Raw genomic sequence first — 22,371 nt, 5'->3', positions numbered from 1 at the left:
CGAAAAAGAGATAAAATGGTAGGTGAATGATAACAGATAGGAGATGTTCAATAATGGATCAAATTATGTTTATTGAAACGGGCATGGGTATTGATGTTCATGGTCAAGATATTACGACTGCAGCTGTTCGCGCTATTAAAAATGCAATTCATTTTAATTCCATGCCGGGGATTCGCACAGTCTTAAAAGATAATAACTTGGACAATATGAGAGTAAATGTTAAACTTGCTGTACCTTGTGATAAGGATAAATTAGATATCGATACTGTAAAAAAAGCATTGCCATACGGTGTTGTGACGGTCGAAGTGATGGACGGAGGCATGTTAACAACAAGCGGCATTGTTCTTGAGGAAAAAGGCGACAAAAATGATTTAATGTATATCGTTGTAGCTTCAGTTGAGGTTGGGTATTAAAGGTTCGTACATATAATTTAAATAGCTTCCCGTCAAAGGTTAGTTAAACCACCTAAGACGGGAAGCTTTACTTTTTCTTTAAGTGACTTAGCTCTCAAGTTACTTTTGATTGGCAACTTTTTCTTCTCACTTTTTGGCTTCTTCTTGGCTTTCAAACCATATTTGCAAGTCAACTTGACCCTCCAATAACATCATCTTGGCGGACGAATTTTTCAAAAAACACCTTCCTTATTCCACATTCCGATAAACTTCTTCTCTTAAATGAAATCCATCAACAATAATTGTTTCATCGATATTAGCTTTGTCGACTGAAATAGGAGATAGCAAAATTGAAGGTACCTCAATTTTTCCGTTACTAATTTTAGTATCGGTCTCGATTTTTTCACCTTTCGCTAATCGCACTGCCGCTTTAGCAGCTTCCATTGTTAATGTTTGAATCGGCTTATATACAGTCATCGTTTGAGTTCCCTCAACAATACGCTGAGCCGCTGCAAGCTCTGCATCCTGTCCTGCTACAGGGATTTTTCCTGCAAGCCCCTGCACCTCAAGTGCCTTAATGACCTCTTCGGCTGTTGCATCATTGGCAGCGATGACAGCATCAATATCGTTATTATTTGCTTTTAGAGCTTCTTCCATATTCAAAAAGGCATTAGCAGGGAGCCAATCTTTTGTCCACTGATCATATACGACAGTAATGTCGCCTCGATTTATTAATGGCTGCAGAATGTTAAATACCCCTTTCTTAAATAAATGGGCATTATTATCCGTGTCGGCTCCACCTATATAAACATATTTTCCTTTTGGCACTAGTTTCGTTAGCGCCTCAGCTTGCAATTCCCCTACTCTTTCATTATCAAAAGAAATGTATAAATCAATCTCCGAATTCTTGATTAATCGATCATATGAGATAACCTTAATTCCTGCAGAATGTGCTTTTTGTACAATGGATGCGGCAGCCTCAGCGTTATAAGGTACAACTACTAAGACATCGACTCCCTCATTTATAAGCGTTTCAGCTTGTGAAATCTGCAGTGCTTCGTCCCCATTTGCCTCCATAATTTCTACGCGTGCCCCTAACTCTTCCACCGCATCCAGGAACATCCATCTATCCCTTAACCAACGTTCTTCTTCTAACGTATCCATTGAGAAACCAATTTTGATCTTCTTCTCAATCATTACGTCTTCAACTTCCGCTTCTTCGGACACTGCCTGCTTAGAATAATTCTTCTGAACTACTCCACCTTTACAAGCTGTGACTGCAAGAACAAGAGTGATGACAAAGATTATTAGCTTTATCCATTTTTTCATCATCAACTCTCCCCTAACTATTACTACCAAGTAGCTCTTTTCGGAACTCCTTCGGTGATACATTACAGACTTTTCTAAATACCTTACTAAAATAATTCGGATCGTGATAACCAACTTCAAAAGTAATTTCCTTAATGCTTTTTTCGGGGTTGCATAAAAGAGCCTTTGCTTTTTCAATTCTGCACTCTGTCAAGAAATCTATATAGTTGATCCCCAACTTTTCTTTAAACATTTTACTTATGTAAATTGGACTTAATCCTACTCGGCTGCTCAGTGTATCTAACGAAATGTCTTCATGAGAGTGCTCATATATAAATTGCTTTATATGTTTCATTGTATTAACTTCAAATTGATTATAATGCTCTATGTATGCCTGCTTCATTTTTTCTAATAGATGCGCTGCTTCGACTCGCAGTTGCCGATAATCCTGAGCTTGAAAAGAGTAAAGTGGTGTAATCGTCTCAATTCCCATTTCACTCATTACCCTAGAGATGATCCAAAGTACTTCTAATAATCTTTGCTGTGATTGGATGATGCCTGCTCCTTCCTTCTCAAAGCGCTGGATCAAATCAACGACATTTGTATGGACTTGCTCCCAATTTCCCAGTCGAATTACATCAGAAAACTCTTTTTCACGGAATCTACTTAACTGTTCATTGCCCATATCTTCAAGAACAGGCACATCTGAATAAAACCGATATTTCACAGGCAGCGTTATGTCGATCGTAGCAATCAATGAATCATAATATGATTGTCTTATTTGATCCAATGAACTGCACAGACTTCCAACCCCAATAAACCATTCTTCAGCTTGATTTGATTTCGATATGGAAAGAATATCACGTGCTAGGGACAATGCCTGTAAGCGAAATGATTTATCAGGATCCCGAAAAACGATTATCGGAAGTTGGTTTCCATATAGAGCACCTAGCCAAGCATCCCCACCTTGCCGGGTTTTTTCTTTAATGACCGAGTATAAATTTTCTTGACCCCTTGGGATTAAAACACTCATGACAAACATCTCATTCGTTGAGCTAATGTCTAGCATCTCAACTAACATATCGACATGCACTTCATGGACATGATCGAACAACAGCTGTGTGACGACGTCTGTCTCAACGAGTGCTAAAGCTTTTTGTAAAGCCTCTTGTTGTTGCCTGCTCGTCTCAAGTAATTTTTTTTCTTCCTCAATTTGCTTAATTACTTTCCCTACAGTTAAAAGAATATCACTTACTTTACTCGGTTTAAGCAAATAATCTTTTACTCCTAGCTTAATCGCTGTGCGTAAATATTCAAACGTATCATAGGCTGTCACCATGATAAATTTGATGCTAGAATACTTGGTACTAATTCGCTCAACAGCTTCAAGACCGGTTATTCCAGGCATTTTAATATCCATTAATATTAGATCTGGTTTAAAAATATCAGTCATTTCTATCGCCATTTTTCCATTATTGGCCTGTTCAATCATGATATCTGGATATCCCTTTTGTAAAATGGCTTGCATACCTTCACGTTCAATTTGTTCATCATCTACGATTAGGAGCTTGAGCATTTTATGTACTCCTTTTCTTCAATATTTTAATGATAACCTTCGTCCCTTTCCCCTCTGTGCTCTCAATCATGAGTACATCTTCATAACCATAGAAAAGACGAAGTCGCTTAATAACATTACTAAATCCAATTCCCGTTGAATGTCCTTCCGTTTGAACAGTTCGTTCATTCAAGATCTGCTCGATTTTTTCCTTTGGCATTCCCGTACCATCATCTTCAATTTCGAGCGTTATCCATTCGGCCTGATTGAAGATTCGGAACCAAATTGTTCCACCTTCCTCTTTTGGTTCAACTGCATGTATGACAGCATTCTCAATAATTGGTTGTAATGTTAAGGCTGGAATCTTCAGATCTAGGCATGATTCATCAATTTCTATAAAAAATTTTAAGCGTTGTGTAAATCTTGCCTTTTGAATATCCATATATTGACGTAATACGGCAACTTCCTCTGCAAGGGTAACTGCCCGGTCAATCCGCTTTAAGTTGTAGCGCAGCAAGCTCGCCACACTTACCAATAAATCACTAGTTTCTTCCGACCCTTCCAAATAAGCTTTTTTGGATAGTGTATTCAACGTGTTAAACAAAAAATGAGGATTGATTTGACTTTGTAAACTACGAAACTGACTTTCTTGTAAAAGAAGTTTATTTTGTTGCAGCTCGTGTTCCAGCTGAGCCTTTTGCTTAATTTCAGAAATTAGATTATTAATATTAATTCTCATCCGATCAAACGTTTTGGCGAGAAAGGAAATTTCGTCATTGGTTTCAACCTTGATTTGAATATCAAATTTACCTTGTGAAAGTTCATTTGCTGCTTGAGTCAGCTTATAAACAGGTCGCGTAATACTTAATGAGAACCAATAAGAAATAAAAAGTAAAATAAATGTAATAAGTAAGATAAGCCAAACACCGAGCTTGATTAATTCTTCAGATTGAACAATGATATTTCGATAAAATCGATCATAGGTTTTAAGTTCAGTATCTAGTATAGTAAGCTTCATTTCGGCTATGTAATTCGAAATTCTAGTTGCTTCAGAGAACTCTATTGCTGCAGCCTCCATATCCTTACCAGAGATAAACATAATTAGTCTATCAGTTGTTTCAAGTAAACTATCAATTAAATTAATATAGTTCGTCAAAGCAAAATCATTTTCTTCGTTTCGAAGTGGAAAAATCTCGTATTTTGCCTCTTGAATCTTGTCTTTACTTAAATTCAGCTGTCTTAAATTGCCGGATGACGGAGTAAGCATATAGTTATTTAAGTCGGTAATCACCTGTTGGCTAGCACTGGTCACTTCATTCAAACTTATATACCTTTGTAAAATATCATTGTATTGATTTTGTGTTTTGTAGTTATAGTAAGTGAGTGCTATCCAAATCGTCACCATGATGGCTAGGATGACGGAGGTAAGGATTAAAATTTTTTTTTGAATACTTGTCATTGAACTTCCTTCGCTTTCAAAATACGAATATCTGTAAAATAGCCCTTAAGGTCTAGTGGCACTGTCTCCCCATTCAGCCATTCCATAATCAATTGAACACTTGTTTTTCCCATCATTTCAGGAGATTGCTCGATAATGCCATCAATTTTACCTTGTCTGAGCAATGTAAGGGATTCTGGTCCGTCATCAAAGGAATATATAAAGTACGGCTCTACTTGATAGCGCTTACTTATTTCTTGCACCAAAGCTCCAACAATATTAGCATTCACTGCAATGATTCCATCAACTTCTGGGGTTTTATTCAGCACATCCCTTGTAGCTGTGATAATCTGTTCCCGATCACTTGAGGTTTCCGAATAGATCGTTTTGATATTTGGGTAATTCTTCAATACATCCTGAATCCCATTCAACCTTTGCTTCTGATAATACTCTTGATTAGAATTATATGTCAGAAGAACACTTCCGGAATTTCCCATATCATATAATAATTGCTTTGCTATCATACTTCCAGCCTTGTATTGGTCAGAACCTACATAAGTTCTTCTCAAGCTTTCTTCCACCGGCACATCGTTGGCAACTGTAATGATCGGGATCCCATAGAAAGATGCCTTGACCTTGGACAAATATTTGAATTCTTCTGTATCAAGTCCTTGTACGATGATTCCATCTACCTTAGAATGAATAGCAATTTCTAGCTTTTTCAAAAAATCTTCGTGGTTATTACCGTAGCTTCCCCATATCTCTAGAGAAGCACCTTCCTTTTCTGCCTGCTCGATCGCACCCTTACCGAGATTGTCCCAAAAAGTGGTTTCTGCATCTTGAGTAATGAGAACGAGACGTAGCTGGGCATTCTCATCTTCAATCGTTTTTGGAGCTTGCCAATCGGAGCGGAAAACTCCCTCTGCTGATACGAAAGTAAGATAACAAAGAGCGAAGAATATTATAAATAGCAAAATGAGGCCAGTTTTTCGCAAGAGTTGTATCCCCTTTCCCCATATAACTAGTTCCATCATACCATCTATTGGGATTTCTTCAATGTATTTAGTAAGGGCTGTTTTAATGAAGATGTTTTTGTGTAGTGTTGATGTTTTTCGTAAAAGTCCTGTTTTTATTTTATAAAAAGACTTTAATCCGACCTTTGTACGTGTATATAAAATTTTTGAAATTCCATTAATCTTTTCTCAAATCTATTAGCTGATCATCACTATAAAAAAAGAGGAGCAATGAAGAACTTAAAGAAAATTCTTAAACTGCTCTAAAAAATACAAGTAGGGACTACTTTAGCCCCTACTTGTATTTTTTATCTCTTCATTCTAGTCAAGACGTCAAAGATAACAGCTAGTGCCAGGACACCGCCCCTAATCATATATTGATAGGAAATTCCAACACCTAGTAAATTCATACCGTTTGTTAAGGATGCCATTACAATGGCACCAATTACTGCTCCCGTTACTTTTCCGACACCACCGGCCGCGGACACCCCTCCAACATATGCAGCTGCGATTGCATCGAGTTCAAATAATGTTCCGGCAGTTGTAGTAGCCGATTGCAAACGAGCTGTAAAAAGGATACCAGAGAGAGCGGACATCATACCCATTGAACCAAATACAATGTAAGTAATCTTTTTTACGTTAATTCCAGTTAGATGGGCAGCTTCTGGATTACTTCCTACTGCATAAATATGTCTTCCAAGCACCGTTTTTGTTGAAATAAAATGATAAATCACAACGACCAATAACATGATAATAATCGTCCAAGAAAACCCGTTATAACCTGCTAGTATCCATGTAATATAAGCAATAATCGCCGAAATAAACACTAATTTTAAAACAAAAATACCAGTAGAAACTACATCAAATTGATATTTCATTTTGTTCCTACGATTAGAGATTTCACTGTAAATGTAAAAACCAATCCCCACTAAACCGACTATGAGGGTTAGTAAATGCAATCCATTGAATTGTAAAAGGGAGGGAATATAACCGTTACCGATTGCATTAAATGTATCATTCTGAATAATAATTGTTCCTGTTTTTTCGGTAACTTGTAGCAATGCTCCTCTAAAGATAAGCATTGCCGCTAACGTAGCAACAAAGGCAGGAATTCCGATGCTTGCTACAAGAAAGCCACTAAATAGACCGATAACGATTCCTAGTATTAAAATAATGGGAATTGTTATATAAACTGGCATTCCTGCTTGAGTCATCAATATAGCTGCAATGGCACCCATAAATCCAGCAGCATAACCAACCGATAAATCGATATGGCGAATGACAATGACTAAAGTCATAGCTACGGCTAAAACAGCAATATATCCTGCAGAATCTATTAAATTACTGATATTTCGTGAAGACATGAATAGTCCATCTGTCATGATTGTAAATGTTAGGATAATCACAAATAAGGCAATATACATGCCATAGTCACGAATATTTTCTTGAATTAGCGTTTTTGCTTCCTTTAACGTGTTCATTGGTCTAACCTCCTATTGCGTTGCAAGTTGCATTATATTTTCCTGAGTGGCTTCTTCAGCAGACAACTCACCTTTTATTTCACCTTGTGCCATGACGTAGATGCGATCACTCATTCCAAGAACTTCTCCTAGTTCCGACGAGATCATAACGATGCTCATTCCCTCGCTGATTAATTTATTCATAACTGTGTAAATTTCAAATTTTGCTCCTACATCTATGCCTCGGGTCGGTTCATCTAAAATTAACAACTTTGGACCGACGAACAACCATTTTCCTAACGATACTTTTTGTTGGTTTCCACCGCTTAAGTTCCCAACGATTTGCTCTAAGGAAGGAGCTTTCACAGAAAGAGAATTTTTATACCCATCTGCAATCTTGATTTCTTCGTTTTGATTGATAACACCATTTTGTGATATGCTCTTAAGATTTGCAGCAGAGATATTGTTCTTTATATCTTGACCTAAGAAAAGCCCATCTCCTTTTCGGTCTTCTGTTACGTATGCTATGCCAGCCTCAATCGCCTCACTAGGGTGTTTAAATACGATAGATTTGCCATCCCACACTAAATCTCCCTGAAGCTTATAGCCTTTTGCATTCCCAAAAATACTGAGGGCAAGTTCTGTCCGACCAGAGCCCATCAATCCTGATATTCCGACAATTTCTCCTTGGTTTACATGAAAAGAAACATCTTTTATTACATTGCGACTCAATTGAGGATCATAAGCAGACCAATTGTGAAGTTCTAGAATTTTTCCCCCGATTGTCTTGTTTTCTCTCTTAGGATAAATATCATCTATCTCTCGGCCAACCATATTTTTAATAATAATGTTTTCTTTAATTTCTCCCCTAGAGCCTTCTAGCGTACAAATCGTTTCTCCATCACGAAGAATAGTAGCCTTATCAGCAATCGAAATAACTTCCTTTAATTTATGGGAAATCATGATACAAGTAATACCCTGTTTCTTTAAATCTCCTAATAGCTTCAATAAGTTTTCACTATCATCTTCATTTAAAGCAGCTGTTGGTTCATCTAATATGAGCAGCTTCACATCTTTGCTTAATGCCTTAGCTATCTCAATTAACTGTCTTTTCCCTACTCCTAAATCTTTCACAAGCATTTCAGGATTTACATCCAAATTAACCTTTTTCAACATTTCTTTTGCCTGAACAATGGTTTGGTTCCAGTCAATTACCCCACCACGTTTCACTTCGTTCCCAGCAAAAATATTTTCATATACAGAAAGGTCCGGAAAAAGGGCCAATTCCTGATAAATAATCGCGATACCGGTCTCAACACTATCAGTGATTTTATTAAACTTCTGTATGATACCTTCGAATACAATATCGCCCTCGTAAGTTCCATAAGGGTATACACCGCTGAGTACTTTCATGAGCGTAGATTTCCCAGCTCCATTTTCACCAATCAAACAGTGAATTTCTCCTTTTTCCACTTTGAAGTTTACATTACTGAGTGCCTTCACACCTGTAAACTCCTTGGAAATCTGGTTCATCTCTAAAATATATTCGCTCATCCTGATCCCCCCATCAAAACAACTTTATAATGGAGAAAAGTGATAGACGAATCTATCACTAATGCTCCATATTTGCTTACAGTCCTGTAAACTCACTTGCCTCATAATACCCAGAATCAATTAATTCTTGCTTAACATTTTCTTGGTTAACAACGATAACATCCGTTTGTTTTGCTTTTACTTCAACTTCGCCGTTGTCGTAAGTTCCTGTTGTTTCAGGTGTTTTTCCGTCAAGAATATCTACGGCCATACCCATTGCGTCCTTAACAAGAGTACGCACATCCTTAAATACAGTCATTGACTGTTTACCATCGATAATGTATTGGATAGAAGCCTTCTCCGCATCTTGACCAGTAATAACGTAACTTGTAATAGCGCTATCAGCTGCAAAAGTATCGGCAATAGAACGAGCTGTTCCGTCATTTGGAGCAAGGATGGCTACATCACCTTTCATATCTGCTGCTGCAGCTGTAAGATGTGTTTGAGCTTTATTGATCGCTTCATTTGGTTCCCAGTTTGTTGTCACCTGACCAAGAATTTTACTCATCTCATCGCGAGATAATTCTGCTTTGTCCTTTAAGGTAATTGCTTCACTTGAATTAGCAATCTTGAAAGTACCATCAGCAATTTTTGGTTGAAGAACGCTCCATGCACCTTCGAAGAACAAGAATGCGTTGTTATCTGATGCTGCACCTGCATACAGATACAATGGAATACCTGTACCTTTTGCATTATCCACTAAGTATTGAGCTTGTGCAGCCCCAACAGCAAGACTATCAAATGTTACATAATAATCAACCGCATCTGTACTTGTAATTAGACGGTCGTAAGCAATAACTGTAACACCATCTTTTTTAGCAGCTTCTACCGCTGCACCTGCTGCTTCTCCATCATGAGGACTGATGATTAAAACATCAATTCCCTTGTTAAGCAGTGTTTCTACATTTTCTTTCTCTTTCGCAGAAGAACCTTGACTGAACAAAATTTCTGTAGTGTATTCAGAATCTTTTAATGCATCCTTAAATCTTTGTTCGTCCTGTACCCATCTTGGTTCATCCTTTGTTGGTAATACGATACCAACACTTACTTCTTTACTACCTCCACCTGTACTACTGCTATTACAAGCAGCAAGTACTCCGACGAATAGAATTGCAACAAAAAACAAAGAAATCGCTTTCAATCCATTTCTCATTTGACTACCCCTTTCATATGTGTAAGAAATTTATTACAAATTTATTATAAATTTATTAATCTATAATGTAAGCGTTAACAAATAGTATTCTTTTATTCTTTTCTATACTTTTTTATCCTAAGGTTTTTAGGCAACAAAAGTTGTCCATTGGGTAATTCATGTTCTTATCTTTCAAATTTCGTTTGATTGACAACTATTTCTTTTCATAGGGTCATCTTGTCAACCAAACCAATATTGATTGACAACTTTCCATCATCACAGCACCATTCTGTCATTCAAACCATTTTTCATTGACAACTTTCCCTCCTCACAGCACCATTCTGTCATTCAAACCATTTTTCATTGACAACTTTCCCTCCTCACAGTTCATTCTGTCATTCAAACCACTTTTCATTGACAACTTTCCCTCCTCACAGCACCATTCTGTCATTCAAACCAATTTTCATTGACAACTTTTCCTCCTCACAGGACAATTCTGTCACTCAAATCACTTTGTCTTTCAACTTAAATCAATGTACGCAAAAAAACCACAGCTCCAAAACTAAACTGTGGTCATTGCATCATATACAGCCCTGCCGATTTCCTGCATCGTCAAAGTACCGCTTTTTCCTTCCGGTATTTGGTCAATAAGAATCGCTACATAAGCTGTCTTTCCTTGAACACCGATGATCGCGCAATCATGTTCAACACCTGGCAGACTACCAGACTTACTCCCCATATACCCTTGTTCCTGATCGAGAAGCCCTAGGATCTTATGAAACTGTTGATGTCGTAAAATCAATTTTGCCTCACGACAGCTTTCTTCCTTTAAAAAGCCACTCTCATCAATTACTTTTAAACATCGAATCATATCAGCAGCACACGTATAGTTATCCTTCCCTTCCTGCACCGCAGAAAAATCCATCATTTTACGCTGTAGCTTAGTCTTTTTCAATCCCAATAATTCGATGCTATCATTCACTGAATCTATTCCTAATAACTCAATAAGCATATTAGTAGCTGTATTATCCGATACGGTGATCATTAACGTCTTTAGATCTTTAATCATCCAAGAAGATTGTTCTAGTGCTTGTATGACCCCTGAACCACCTACACGCAGGTCCTTTCTAATCTCCACAAAATCACCTAAAGAAAATACACCATTCTCATACTGTCGAAACGCTTCAATCAAAATAGGTACTTTAATAAGACTAGCCGATGAATACATACGCTCACTATCATGCTCATAGGACCAATCGCCAATTTCTCCCTGAAGACTAATACGTCCCGGACACAACCTTATTAGCTCATCAATACGCTCAACTAAATGTTTCATATTTTCGCCATCATGTTTATTTTTGGACCCACCGATTCAGACGTTTCAACCCCATTGTACAAATGACAAGCAACAAAATGCTCCTTAACGATTTCCTGCCATTCAGGCTTCACCCTTGCACATACATCCATCGCATGTGCACACCTTGTTCTAAAGACACATCCACTCGGTGGATCAATCGGACTTGGAATATCCCCTTCCAAAATAATGCGTTCCCGCTTATCTTCAATATCCGGATCTGGAATCGGGATTGCCGATAACAATGCTTTCGTATACGGATGTAACGGATTTTTGTATAATTGGCTACTTGACGTTAATTCCACAAGATGCCCTAAATACATAACTCCGATACGATTGCTTATTTGCTTCACCATCGAAAGATCATGGGCAATGAAAAGATATGTTAACCCTTTTTCATCCTGCAATTTTTTCAAAAGATTCACAACCTGCGCTTGAACAGATACATCAAGAGCAGAAATTGGCTCGTCAGCAATGATAAAATCAGGATCTAACGCTAATGCTCTAGCAATCCCGATTCTTTGCCGTTGCCCCCCACTAAATTCATGAGGATAACGATTAGCATGCTCTCGATTCAAACCAACATCCTCTAATAATTGGTACACGCGTTCCAAACGTTCTAACTTATTCGGATATAAACCATGAACCTCCATTGGTTCAGATATAATTTCGCGAACGGTCGACCTCGGGTTTAATGAGGCATACGGGTCTTGAAAGATCATCTGCATTTTTTTCTGCATTTGGAATTTTTCATGCTTATTTAATGAATGGACATCTTTCCCGTTAAAAATAACCTCACCCTCTGTTTGATCATACAGTCCGATAATGGTTCGACCTGCTGTTGATTTTCCACAGCCTGATTCGCCAACAATTCCAAACGTTTCTCCTTGATAAATTTGAAACGAGACTCCATCAACAGCTTTCAGAGTAGTTTTGCGGCTAAGGGAAAAGTGTTTCTTCAAGTTTTTCACTTCTAATAATACCTGTTTTTCCATTTTATCTTCCTCCGAATCTACCAATAACGGCTTGCTGCGCATAATTCTTTTTCGTAGATGGTTCCTTTTAGGTCAATGATTTCAATCGTCTTTCCCGTTTTCGGTGAATGGAGAAGTTTCCCATCCCCATAATAAATCCCCACATGATGAATGCTTCCTTTTCCTTCTTCATAGGCGAAAAAAAGGAGATCTCCTGGCTCGATTTCACTCAAAGGAATAGATTTCCCAGCGTCCGCTTGATCTCCAGCATCTCTCGGGATAATATAGCCATTTGCTTTACACATGCTATAGCTAAACCCAGAGCAATCGTATCCAAAGCTGCTCGTTCCTGCCCAAAGATAAGGCAAATTTAGAAATTGCTCACCTGCTGCAACAATCTCCTGTCCATTTCCTTTTTTACGTTCAGCGAAGGAAGGAGCAATCTCAACATCCTTATTTCTCAAATACCCAAAACCTGTTGGTGTTTGTACCTTCACCGACTCTTCAACCTGTTCCAATACTGGTAGAGTCGTCTGGTAGCTTAATAGAAATAGAAGAGCTTTCTCCTCGTCAAAAATCTCAGCTTTTTTACTAGTGACGACAGCAATCGGTACAGTCTTAACATTCCATTCGGCTACATTCGTTAATTGCGCATTCGGAATCCAACCAGGGTACCCTCGTTCATCCTTTTTAGATGCTTGCTCAGGTAAAAGAACCTTTGACCAGCCATCCTTTTCTTCTACCACCAATACTTCTTCACCAAATAGGACTTGAGTTTGGACAAGATTAGAATTACAGAGGTCCAGGGATTCTTCATAGGACAAACTGTCGATCCAATCTTGAATAATGACTGGGTTGGAAATCGCCTTTTGGTCAAACTCCCGAGGTGAATCGAATGAAGTCCAAACTGTAGCCACTGGAACATTAACAATTTTAGCGTTAACCATGAACAACCTCACCCTCCACATGAATTTGACTAATTCCTAAACCCGCACGATCTGAAAAAGTAATTTTTCTCCCATTATATTGAATGCCACCATCGACAATATCTTTCGCTAACATAAGTGGTGCATCAAAATCAAAACGCGTAATATTTTTCTTACTAGCCGCAAAGTGAGCTGCCGCTGTGATTCCCAGGCGAGTCTCAATCATACTTCCAACCATACATTCCATTCCGCTTACCTCAGCGAGCTGATTGATAATCGTAGCTTGATAGATTCCCCCGGCCTTCATCAATTTAATGTTGATTAAATCAGCACTTCTAGATTTCACAACCTCTAACGCCTGTTTCGGCGTAAACACACTTTCATCGGCCATAATCAATGTCTCGACAGCATCAGTTACTTGTTTTAACCCCTCGAGATCATGTGCTTTAACAGGCTGTTCTACTAGTTCAATATTTAAATTTAATTCTTCCATTTTCCGAATGATGCGAATCGCTTCTTTTGGTTGCCAGCCTTGGTTCGCATCAAGCCTAATTTTAATCTCGTTACCAATACGCTTTCGGATTTCAGTAATCCTCTTCAAATCCGTAGCAACATCATCTTTCCCGACTTTCACTTTTAGCACATCAAAGCCTTGCTGGACATAGCGAACAGCATCCTCTCCCATTTCTTCTGGACCATTCACACTAACCGTAAAATCTGTTTCAATTTCGTCCTTATCTCCGCCAAGAAACTGGTAAAGAGGCAGACGACAATTTTGCGCTAGACAATCATATAAAGCCATATCAACTGCAGCTTTGGCGCTTGGATTCCCCACCAAAACCGCCGACAATTCATGAAAAAGAGCTTCATAGTTTAACAGACTTTTTCCAAGCAATGCAGGTTTGATCACTTGGTGAATGGCCGCCTCGATGCTCGCAAGACTTTCTCCTGTAATCACATGTGTTGGCGGTGCTTCTCCCCAGCCAATAATCCCATTGTCACAGGTGACTTTTACTATCACCGACTCTGCTACAACAACGGTACGCAAAGCCGTCTTAAAAGGTTTAATCAACGGTACAGATGCTTTATAAGTATCAATATTCGTAATGTTCATCCTGATCCACCTCTTCTCTACTGGACCCCATTTTCAAATACAACTTTCTTTTCGTATGTGTTTAGCCTAACCTTTACGCCAAGTGGTACAGCAATATTGGGCGAGCAATGGCCAATGTTAAAGCCCTTCATAGTAGGCTTATTGATTTTCTTTATGTAATAATCGAAGACTTCTTCTAGTAAAAGCGTTTTTTCACGATGAGGGGTACAATTTTTAAAATCCCCAACTAACACACCTTTAAGATTTTGTAGCTTTCCTGCCATCCACAATTGATTTAGCATTCGATCCACAGACCGAGGCTCTTCATTGACATCCTCGATGAAAAGAATCTTATCCTCTGTATCAACCTCGAACTTTGTTCCTAATGTATTTGTTAATAAACTAAGATTCCCTCCGACGAGAATTCCCGTCACATCACCTTCTATTAATATATGCAAAGGTGATATTTGTTCTGAATAAGTAATTGTCGTTGGATCAAATAGTTGTGAGAAAGTTTTCATTGTTAACTCATGAACGTCCTCTTGCCCAACATCACTTGCTAACATTGGCCCATGAAAGGTCACCAATCCAGTTTGCTGCCGAATCGCGGTATGGAGAAAGGTGATATCACTATAGCCCCAAAAGATTTTTGGATTATTACGGATGACTTCATAATCGATTGCTTCAGCAAGTCTTGCTGTTCCATAGCCTCCACAAGCACAGAAGACGGCTTTGACCTCATCATCCGCGAACATCTCATGCAAATCCTCTAATCTTTCCTCATCTTGTCCGGCTAAATAACCAAACTCTTTTTCAAGATTCTTCCCGATTTTCACGTTCAAACCTAACCCATATAGAAAAGTAATCGCCCTCTCAAGTTTCTCTAAATTTGGAGGGCTAGCAGGAGCAATAATCCCAACCGTATCTCCTCTTTTTAAACGGTCTGGCAACATCATCGACAATACGCCTCCAAATCGTTAGTGGAAAAGGGATGTCCGATTGAACACCCCTTTCATATCAAAAAAATTACTCCGCTTTATCTGCCCATTTAAACTCAACGTAGCCCACCGGATGACGAACGACGCCTGTTACAGCTTCATTTTGTAAGAATGTTTGATTATAGAAATGAACAGTGAAAATTGGTGCTTCGTCCATTAAAATTTTCTCTGCTTGATACAACATCTCAAATCGTTTTGCTTCATCAGACTCTTTCTTAGCATCCTGGATTAACTTGTCATACTCTGCGTTGCTCCATCCAGTCCGGTTCATCGAATGTCCTGTTTGGAAGCTTTCCAGAGAGTTAATCGGATCAGCAAAGTCATTTAAAAATGAGCTACGAGATAATTGATACTTCAATTCTGTTTGTTCCTCTGAAAACACACTGGATTCAACACTTTGTAATTTCACATCGACACCTAAAACTTCTTTAAACATAGGTTGAATTGCCTCTGCCATTACTTTATGTGTTTCAGTTGAGCTATAAGTTAAAGTAACTTCTGGAAGTGTCTCATAGCCTTCTTCTTCCATCCCTTTTTTCAGCAATTCTTTTGCTTCTTCAACATTGGTTTTTAAAAGGTCTCCACTTGTTTCACGGAAATCTTGCCCATTGGCATCAGAAAACCCTGGAGAAACAAAGCCATATGCAGGCTCTTCATGACCTTTCGTTACATAATCAACGATTTGCTGTTGATCAACGGCTAAAGCAAATGCTTTACGAATATTTTTATTTTGGAACGGTTCTTTCGTGACATTGAAACGGTAGAAATATAGTCCAGCTTGGTCAACAATTTCCACATCACCTTCTTCAAATAGCTGTTCACTTAACTCTGGTGGAATATTAGATGAATCTAACTCACCAGCTTGATACATTTGGTACTCTGTATTCGGGTCATCAACCATTGCCCAATGAATTTTATCAATCTTTACATTTTCAGCATCCCAATACTGATCGTTTTTCTCCATCACAAAGTGGCTGTCGTGTTCCCATTCTGTTAAATTAAATGGACCATTTCCGACAAATGATTCTGCTTCTGCAAACCACTCTGGATTTTCTGTTGCTACCTTTTCATTAATTGGGAAAAAAGTAGGTAACGAAATAATGTTTAAGAAGTAGGCTTGTGGACTTGTGAGTGTTACTTCAAACGTCTTATCGTCAACTGCTTTTACTGCTACTGCATCGGCAGACCCTGTGCCACTGTTGTAGGCCTCTGCCCCTTCAATCAAATAACCTAAGAATGCAGATGAAGCTGCAAGTTCTGGATCGAGGGCACGTTTCCATGCAAAGACAAAATCAGAAGCTTTCAAATCTTCTCCATTTGACCATTTCGCATTTTCGCGGATATGGAAGGTATACGTTTTTCCATCTTCAGAAACATCCCAGTCTTCTGCAATAGCTGGCTGCGGCGTGTGGGACTCGTCTAGACGTGTTAATCCCTCCATTAGGTTGTTTAACCCACTCCAAGAAACTGCATCAAATCCAACCGGAGGGTCAAATGATGTTGGTTCAATACTATTGTTCCAATAAAGAACTTTCTCGCTCGCTTCTTCTGTTGCTCCATCTCCATCCTTAGGCTCTTCGCCTGCATCCTCATTCGCCGTACACGCAGCTAATACAAAGATTAATAGAGTTGCTAAAAAAATCGATAAATACTTCCTCATTCTGTTTCCCCCTAACGTTTTGGTATGTAACTAGGTATTTAATTAACTTCTAGAGTTATCTCTAAAAGAAGTTACCATTTAGTAGCAAAACTTGTCTTAGCTCGGACATCTTGAAGCCAACAGTAAACTTGATGCTCATTCCCTTTCAGCGTTTGAGTCGGATAGATTCTGTCACAAACCTCCATTGCGTACTCACATCTAGCCACAAATGGACAACCAGCTGGAGGTGCAAATAAATCAGGAGGTGTCCCAGCAATTGGTACAAGCTCAGCATCTTCTATATCTATACGAGGAACAGAATTAAGCAATCCTTTTGTATAAGGATGCTGAGGCTCATAAAAGATCTCCCTTTTTGTTCCTGTCTCAATAATTTTTCCCCCGTACATAACCGCGACCCTATCAGCCACTTGGGCAACTACACCTAAGTCATGGGTGATAAGAATGATAGATACGCCGGTTTTCTTTTGGATATCACGGAATAAATCTAATATTTGCGCCTGTATGGTCACATCTAATGCGGTTGTTGGCTCATCAGCAATCATCACTTCTGGTTCACAGATTAGTGCTAAGGCAATTACAATCCTTTGTCTCATTCCACCGCTAAACTGATGAGGATATTGCTTAAGTCTACTTTTCGGGCTCGGGATCCCGACTAACTCCAAAATTTCCAGCGCTTTTTTTCGAGCATCTGACCTAGCAATCTTATGATGCTGAATGATCCCTTCCATAATTTGCTCGCCAATCGTTAACGTTGGATTCAGAGCGGTCATTGGATCTTGGAAAATCATTGATATATCTGCGCCACGTATTTTCCGCAGTTCCCTATCCGGTAATTTTGCTAAATCCTTTCCTTTAAAAAGAATTTTCCCATCGGTAATTTTTCCTGGTGGGTTAGGAATAAGGCCCATAATACTTTTCGCCGTTACACTTTTCCCACAACCTGATTCCCCGACAATAGCAATCGTTTCTCCCTTATGTAAATCAAAAGTCACTCCACGAACCGCCTTTACTTCTCCCCCATAGGTTCGAAAGGAAACATGGAGATTCTTTACTTGCAGTATTTTTTCCATAGCTCTGTTACCTCCTTAACTTCGGATCAAGCGCGTCTTGTAATCCATCCCCTAAAACATTAAAGGAAAACATCGTTAAGGAAATGAAGAAGGCTGGAAAGAATAATCGCCACCAATCTCCTGACAAGATTACAGGTAATGCATCATTTGCCATCGAGCCCCAGCTTGCATAAGGAGGCTGAATACCGATCCCAAGAAAGCTTAGAAAAGCTTCGGCAAAAATGGCAGATGGTACGGTTAATGTCATTTGAACAATAATGGGTCCCATTGTATTTGGAAGCAAGTTTTTGCGAATAATTCGTGAGGTTTTTGTTCCGAATGTTTGAGATGCTAGCACAAATTCATAGTTTTTAATCTGCAGAACTTGCCCCCTAACCATTCTAGCCATCCCAACCCATCCGGTAATTGAAAGGGCAATAATGATAGAAAATAAGCCTGGTTCAAGCACAACACTTATTAAAATAACGACTAACAAATAGGGAAGGCCATAGAGTATCTCAACAAAACGCATCATATAATGATCCGTTCTTCCTCCCTTGTACCCAGCAATCCCACCATAGGTAACACCAATGATAAAGTCGATAAGGGCAGCCATTACCCCGACAAATAGAGAAATACGTGCACCTTCCCATGTCCGTGTGAACACATCTCGGCCAAGCTCATCTGTTCCGAACCAGTGTTCGAAGGATGGAGGCTGATTTTGATTTTGAAGAACTGTTGTTTTGGCCGAATCAGGCGCGATGATTGGTCCAAATGCTGCCATCAAGACTAGTAATACCAAACACACGAGCCCTAACATTGCTAGTTTATTTTTCAATAGACGATGCCATGCATCTTTCCAATAAGAGACACTCGGTCTAACTACTGCTTCCGCGTCGTCCTTATTAGCCTTCTTAGGCACAAACCATTCATCGAGAATATTGGGTTGAGTATAGGATGTATCCTGCTGCTTTGGTGCCTCCATCATCTTCCCTCCTTTTTATGTAGCTTGATTCTTGGGTCGAGAATCCCGTAAGCTACATCGACTAAGAATAATAAAAAGATTAATAGAGCACTATAAAAGATGGTCGTGCCCATGATGACTGGATAATCACGATTATTAATACTATCTACGAAATACTTTCCCATACCGGGAATAGCAAAGATTTTTTCAATAACGAAAGTTCCTGTCAAAATCCCAGCAGCCAATGCACCGAGAACGGTCACAACCGGTAATAATGCATTTTTCAATGCATGTTTGAAGACAATTTTAAAAGGAGTTAAGCCTTTGGCTTTCGCTGTTAGGATGTAATCCTGTGTGAGCACCTCTAGCATACTGGAACGAGTAAGTCGGGCAATAATCGCCATAGGACCGGTTGCAAGAGCTAAGGTTGGTAGCACCATATGCCTCCAACTCTTCCATGTTGCGACGGGCAACAGCTCCCAATTCACTGCCACCTGCTGGATCAGCAGGGTAGCAAGCACAAAGTTCGGCACGGATATCCCTAACACAGCGATAGTCATAGCAAGATAATCAATTACCCCGTTATGCTTGAGTGCCGCAAGCACTCCTAACAGAATTCCTGATAGAATCGCGACCACAAGCGTGACCATTCCTAATTCAAAGGAAACAGGAAATCCCCTTCCTAGTAAGTCATTTACAGTTTGTGAAGATTTCTTAATTGAAGGGCCAAAATCAAATTGAACGATGGATTTAAGATATTCTATGTATTGAACGGAAACCGGCTGGTCGAGATTGAAATGGGCAATTAAGTTTTTCTGAACAGCCTCGCTCGTATTCCGTTCATCATTAAAGGGTGAGCCAGGAAGAGCATGCATGAGAAAGAAGGTTAATGTAATAATGAGCCATAATGTCACAATCATGGCGAAGAATCGTTTAATCAAATATGTTGCCATTTACTCACTCCCTAACAAAAATCGGTATGCATGGCTAATTCTGTCATAACTAACATTGCTTGATAGGCTTCGAGAATATTCTTGGCTTGGAATCGAACTGTTGTTGTACCTGGTTCAATCTCCGTTCCAGGCATGAGGTTAGCCCATTCAGCCTGTCCGTAATTGGCGAATTCAATTCTAAGTACTGGGTTTTCTGGTGGAATGAGTGGCTTCACGAGATGTCTATTGTTAAGTGCAATCGCCGTTTTTTCTTGTAAAAGCTGTCCGGCTTTTGTAGGGGTAAGAGATTTAATGGCAGAGCGTGTAATCGTTTCCTTGACAATTGCCGTTGTCACATTCGGAATGAGTTCCTCTGCTTCTTTTGCTGCTTGGTCATCCCCAGCTACCATGATAACGGGAACACCATAATATCCAGCTACATAAGCATTGAACCCTAATTCTCCAACAACAACATCGTTTATGTAGAAATTGCGGACTCCAAAAATCATCGAATGACTCATGACACCTTTCATAGAAGCACGTGCATGGTATCCAACAAAAATAGCTCCTGAAAAGCTTTCATCAAGGCCCTCTACCATCGAAAACGGTTTTACGCCTCCATTTATAAGCTGGGTTTCAGGATGGAGCTTTTCAATTAATAAATTATTCATTTTCGAATGACTATCGTTCACAATTACTTCTTTACAGCTTTGTTCAAAAGCTGTATTGATCACGTAATTTGCTTCATCGGTCATGATTTGACGAGAGCGTTCATAATTGTGCTGCCAAGAATCAACATGGGTATAATCTACTAAACCTGTGATTCCTTCCATGTCTACTGACATATAGAGTTTCATTCGCGTGCCCTCCTTTGGTATGATAAATTTTCGTAATATTTCTAATTATTATAAAATACTAACTTATGTTTATCAATGAAAATTATTAGAGCATCGAAAGTATTTTTGTTAAGCTCATCTATTTATTGGATATATTAAATAAGTAGAAAAAGGATTAGCTATTGACGATTTTTGTCGAAATGGTTATTATGAATTTCTGTGCATAAAAAATCATTTACACATTGAAGGGAGAATAACCTTTTATGGCTGAAAATAAATTAGGCTTCTGGGTTTTAACAGCTTTGGTCGTAGGGAACATGGTTGGTTCTGGTATATTTATGCTCCCACGAGTATTAGCAGAATCAGCAAGCCCAGCAGGAGTATTATTAGGTTGGGGATTGACTGGATTTGGAGTTCTTATGGTTGCCCTCGTGTTTGGAAACCTCGCTATTAGAAAACCTGAATTAAATGGTGGACCGCAAATATATGCGAAAGAATTGTTTAAAAAGGATTCAAATGTTTCCATTCTTTCAGGCTTTATGTCTTCATGGGGCTATTGGATTGGAAATTTCGCAGGGAATGTGGCTATTATCACCACTTTTACAAGTTACCTATCAACTTTCTTTCCAATTATTAATAGTGATGCCACTGTAACTCAAATTGGCAACTTTACGCTTCAATTAGGGAATCTTGTCACGTTTATTATTTGTACGGTTCTATTATGGGGCATGCATTTCATCATATTAAAAGGAATTGAAGGAGCAGGAACCCTCAACTTTATCGCTACATTTGCGAAGGTTATAGGTTTTTTCATCTTTATCGTCATTGCATTATTTGCTTTTCAAAAAAGCTATTTGTTACCATTTGACGCACCAAGATATGATGACGCTGGAAATACGGTTGGATTGCTAGGTCAAATTAACAATGCTGCCGTTTCTACCCTGTGGGCATTTATCGGAGTCGAATCCGCGATCGTATTCGCTGGAAGAGCAAGAAAACAGCAAGATGTAAAAAAAGCTACGATTCTTGGACTTATAATCGCTTTAGCCATTTATATTGGCATTAGTGTTCTTGTGATGGGGATTCTCCCTCAGGAACAATTGATACAATCTGAGAAGCCTTTAGTGGATGCAATTGAGTCGATTTTAGGACCAGTCGGAGCCTATTTAATTGCTGGTCTTGGATTAATTAGCTTATTAGGTTCCACATTAGGTTGGATTTTATTAAGTGCAGAGGTTCCTTATCAGGCAGCAAAGCAAGGGTTATTCATGCCGGCCTTTTTAAAGGAAAACAAAAAGGGAATGCCTATCTTTTCCCTTATTCTTTCAAACGGATTAGCTCAGATTTTTATTTTTTCAACAATTTCAAGTTCAATCGCAAGTGCATTTGATTTCGTCATTTATATTGCGACACTCGCGTATCTCGTACCCTATTTAATTTCTTCTTTGTACCAATTAAAGCTTGTGACAACAGGAGAAACTTACTTAACTGGTAAAAGTAGAGTTCCTGATGGAATCATTGCTACACTAGCAACGATCTATTCAATTTGGGTGATTTATACAGGAACTTCCGATTTTAAGACCTTCCTATTAGGAGTCGCACTACTCGCAAGCGGAATTTTCTTTTACCCACTCGTTCGGAATTTCCGGAAGAGAGAAAAAATGTCTTCTTAGTAAATATGAAAAGGCTGCACC

19 protein-coding genes are annotated in these 22,371 nt (G+C 38.9%); 2 read left to right on the top strand and 17 right to left on the bottom strand.

Annotated elements, in window-relative coordinates; all coding sequences use genetic code 11:
- Positions 1-53: 53 nt before the first annotated feature.
- On the top strand, positions 54-413 hold the full coding sequence (locus FA727_RS02235; RefSeq protein ID WP_136829100.1) for a Lin0512 family protein: 360 nt from the start codon (positions 54-56) through the stop codon (positions 411-413).
- 228 nt (positions 414-641) lie between these two features.
- On the opposite strand, the gene xylF is transcribed toward FA727_RS02235, so the two are convergent.
- The 17 genes from xylF to dppA all read right to left on the bottom strand — a co-directional run bounded on the left by xylF (position 642) and on the right by dppA (position 20,698).
- Complete coding sequence (gene xylF / locus FA727_RS02230; RefSeq protein WP_136829099.1) at positions 642-1,724, bottom strand: D-xylose ABC transporter substrate-binding protein; 1,083 nt, start codon at positions 1,722-1,724, stop codon at positions 642-644.
- A gap of 10 nt (positions 1,725-1,734) precedes the next feature.
- Positions 1,735-3,276 (bottom strand): response regulator, encoded by a 1,542-nt coding sequence (locus FA727_RS02225; RefSeq protein ID WP_136829098.1) that lies wholly within the window; start codon positions 3,274-3,276, stop codon positions 1,735-1,737.
- A 1-nt stretch (position 3,277) separates the two neighbouring features.
- Positions 3,278-4,714, bottom strand: a complete 1,437-nt coding sequence (locus FA727_RS02220; RefSeq protein WP_136829097.1) for a sensor histidine kinase — start codon at positions 4,712-4,714, stop codon at positions 3,278-3,280.
- On the bottom strand, positions 4,711-5,688 hold the full coding sequence (locus FA727_RS02215; RefSeq protein ID WP_136829096.1) for a sugar ABC transporter substrate-binding protein: 978 nt from the start codon (positions 5,686-5,688) through the stop codon (positions 4,711-4,713). Before FA727_RS02215 ends, FA727_RS02220 begins: the two co-directional genes overlap by 4 nt.
- Positions 5,689-6,014: 326 nt before the next feature.
- Positions 6,015-7,187 carry a sugar ABC transporter permease gene (locus FA727_RS02210; RefSeq protein WP_136829095.1) on the bottom strand — a complete coding sequence of 391 codons (1,173 nt, stop codon included), beginning with the start codon at positions 7,185-7,187 and terminating at the stop codon, positions 6,015-6,017.
- A 12-nt stretch (positions 7,188-7,199) separates the two neighbouring features.
- Positions 7,200-8,720: an ATP-binding cassette domain-containing protein gene (locus FA727_RS02205; RefSeq protein WP_136829094.1), complete on the bottom strand. Its 1,521-nt coding sequence runs from the start codon at positions 8,718-8,720 to the stop codon at positions 7,200-7,202.
- Between the two features lie 76 nt (positions 8,721-8,796).
- Complete coding sequence (locus tag FA727_RS02200) at positions 8,797-9,912, bottom strand: sugar ABC transporter substrate-binding protein (protein WP_136829093.1); 1,116 nt, start codon at positions 9,910-9,912, stop codon at positions 8,797-8,799.
- Positions 9,913-10,453: 541 nt separating this feature from the next.
- A complete protein-coding gene (locus FA727_RS02195) occupies positions 10,454-11,227 on the bottom strand; it encodes a serine hydrolase (RefSeq protein WP_136829092.1) in 774 nt (257 codons plus the stop codon).
- A complete protein-coding gene (locus tag FA727_RS02190; RefSeq protein ID WP_136829091.1) occupies positions 11,224-12,240 on the bottom strand; it encodes an ABC transporter ATP-binding protein in 1,017 nt (338 codons plus the stop codon). Before FA727_RS02190 ends, FA727_RS02195 begins: the two co-directional genes overlap by 4 nt.
- Positions 12,241-12,257: 17 nt before the next feature.
- Entirely contained in the window at positions 12,258-13,166 is a 909-nt protein-coding gene (locus tag FA727_RS02185; protein WP_136829090.1) for a C40 family peptidase, read from the bottom strand.
- Positions 13,159-14,259, bottom strand: coding sequence for a dipeptide epimerase (locus FA727_RS02180; protein ID WP_136829089.1), 1,101 nt, complete (start codon positions 14,257-14,259; stop codon positions 13,159-13,161). Before FA727_RS02180 ends, FA727_RS02185 begins: the two co-directional genes overlap by 8 nt.
- Positions 14,260-14,276: 17 nt before the next feature.
- Complete coding sequence (locus FA727_RS02175; RefSeq protein ID WP_136829088.1) at positions 14,277-15,194, bottom strand: S66 peptidase family protein; 918 nt, start codon at positions 15,192-15,194, stop codon at positions 14,277-14,279.
- Positions 15,195-15,264: 70 nt separating this feature from the next.
- Positions 15,265-16,896 (bottom strand): peptide ABC transporter substrate-binding protein, encoded by a 1,632-nt coding sequence (locus FA727_RS02170; RefSeq protein ID WP_136829087.1) that lies wholly within the window; start codon positions 16,894-16,896, stop codon positions 15,265-15,267.
- Between the two features lie 71 nt (positions 16,897-16,967).
- Complete coding sequence (locus tag FA727_RS02165) at positions 16,968-17,966, bottom strand: ABC transporter ATP-binding protein (protein WP_136829086.1); 999 nt, start codon at positions 17,964-17,966, stop codon at positions 16,968-16,970.
- A 7-nt stretch (positions 17,967-17,973) separates the two neighbouring features.
- Positions 17,974-18,930, bottom strand: coding sequence for an ABC transporter permease (locus FA727_RS02160; protein WP_438646599.1), 957 nt, complete (start codon positions 18,928-18,930; stop codon positions 17,974-17,976).
- Positions 18,930-19,862, bottom strand: coding sequence for an ABC transporter permease (locus tag FA727_RS02155; protein ID WP_136829084.1), 933 nt, complete (start codon positions 19,860-19,862; stop codon positions 18,930-18,932). The genes FA727_RS02160 and FA727_RS02155 overlap by 1 nt, the downstream gene beginning before the upstream one ends.
- A gap of 11 nt (positions 19,863-19,873) precedes the next feature.
- Entirely contained in the window at positions 19,874-20,698 is an 825-nt protein-coding gene (gene dppA, locus FA727_RS02150) for a D-aminopeptidase DppA (RefSeq protein WP_136829083.1), read from the bottom strand.
- A 242-nt stretch (positions 20,699-20,940) separates the two neighbouring features.
- Here dppA and FA727_RS02145 point away from each other — a divergent pair, with 242 nt between their 5' ends.
- Positions 20,941-22,350 (top strand): amino acid permease, encoded by a 1,410-nt coding sequence (locus FA727_RS02145; RefSeq protein WP_136829082.1) that lies wholly within the window; start codon positions 20,941-20,943, stop codon positions 22,348-22,350.
- Positions 22,351-22,371 lie beyond the last annotated feature (21 nt).

Origin of the sequence: Robertmurraya kyonggiensis (assembly GCF_005116465.1) — a bacterium.
Classification (GTDB): Bacteria; Bacillota; Bacilli; order Bacillales; family Cytobacillaceae; genus Robertmurraya; species Robertmurraya kyonggiensis.
This window is presented reverse-complemented; position numbering and strand designations above follow the sequence as displayed.

Bases quoted from the DNA above. Each gene is read 5' to 3' on its own strand.
- FA727_RS02235 (WP_136829100.1), top strand. From the start codon at position 54: ATGGATCAAATTATGTTTATTGAAACGGGCATGGGTATTGATGTTCAT.
- xylF (WP_136829099.1), bottom strand. From the start codon at position 1,724: ATGATGAAAAAATGGATAAAGCTAATAATCTTTGTCATCACTCTTGTT.
- FA727_RS02225 (WP_136829098.1), bottom strand. From the start codon at position 3,276: ATGCTCAAGCTCCTAATCGTAGATGATGAACAAATTGAACGTGAAGGT.
- FA727_RS02220 (WP_136829097.1), bottom strand. From the start codon at position 4,714: ATGACAAGTATTCAAAAAAAAATTTTAATCCTTACCTCCGTCATCCTA.
- FA727_RS02210 (WP_136829095.1), bottom strand. From the start codon at position 7,187: ATGAACACGTTAAAGGAAGCAAAAACGCTAATTCAAGAAAATATTCGT.
- FA727_RS02205 (WP_136829094.1), bottom strand. From the start codon at position 8,720: ATGAGCGAATATATTTTAGAGATGAACCAGATTTCCAAGGAGTTTACA.
- FA727_RS02200 (WP_136829093.1), bottom strand. From the start codon at position 9,912: ATGAGAAATGGATTGAAAGCGATTTCTTTGTTTTTTGTTGCAATTCTA.
- FA727_RS02195 (WP_136829092.1), bottom strand. From the start codon at position 11,227: ATGAAACATTTAGTTGAGCGTATTGATGAGCTAATAAGGTTGTGTCCG.
- FA727_RS02190 (WP_136829091.1), bottom strand. From the start codon at position 12,240: ATGGAAAAACAGGTATTATTAGAAGTGAAAAACTTGAAGAAACACTTT.
- FA727_RS02185 (WP_136829090.1), bottom strand. From the start codon at position 13,166: ATGGTTAACGCTAAAATTGTTAATGTTCCAGTGGCTACAGTTTGGACT.
- FA727_RS02180 (WP_136829089.1), bottom strand. From the start codon at position 14,259: ATGAACATTACGAATATTGATACTTATAAAGCATCTGTACCGTTGATT.
- FA727_RS02175 (WP_136829088.1), bottom strand. From the start codon at position 15,194: ATGATGTTGCCAGACCGTTTAAAAAGAGGAGATACGGTTGGGATTATT.
- FA727_RS02170 (WP_136829087.1), bottom strand. From the start codon at position 16,896: ATGAGGAAGTATTTATCGATTTTTTTAGCAACTCTATTAATCTTTGTA.
- FA727_RS02165 (WP_136829086.1), bottom strand. From the start codon at position 17,966: ATGGAAAAAATACTGCAAGTAAAGAATCTCCATGTTTCCTTTCGAACC.
- FA727_RS02160 (WP_438646599.1), bottom strand. From the start codon at position 18,930: ATGGAGGCACCAAAGCAGCAGGATACATCCTATACTCAACCCAATATT.
- FA727_RS02155 (WP_136829084.1), bottom strand. From the start codon at position 19,862: ATGGCAACATATTTGATTAAACGATTCTTCGCCATGATTGTGACATTA.
- dppA (WP_136829083.1), bottom strand. From the start codon at position 20,698: ATGAAACTCTATATGTCAGTAGACATGGAAGGAATCACAGGTTTAGTA.
- FA727_RS02145 (WP_136829082.1), top strand. From the start codon at position 20,941: ATGGCTGAAAATAAATTAGGCTTCTGGGTTTTAACAGCTTTGGTCGTA.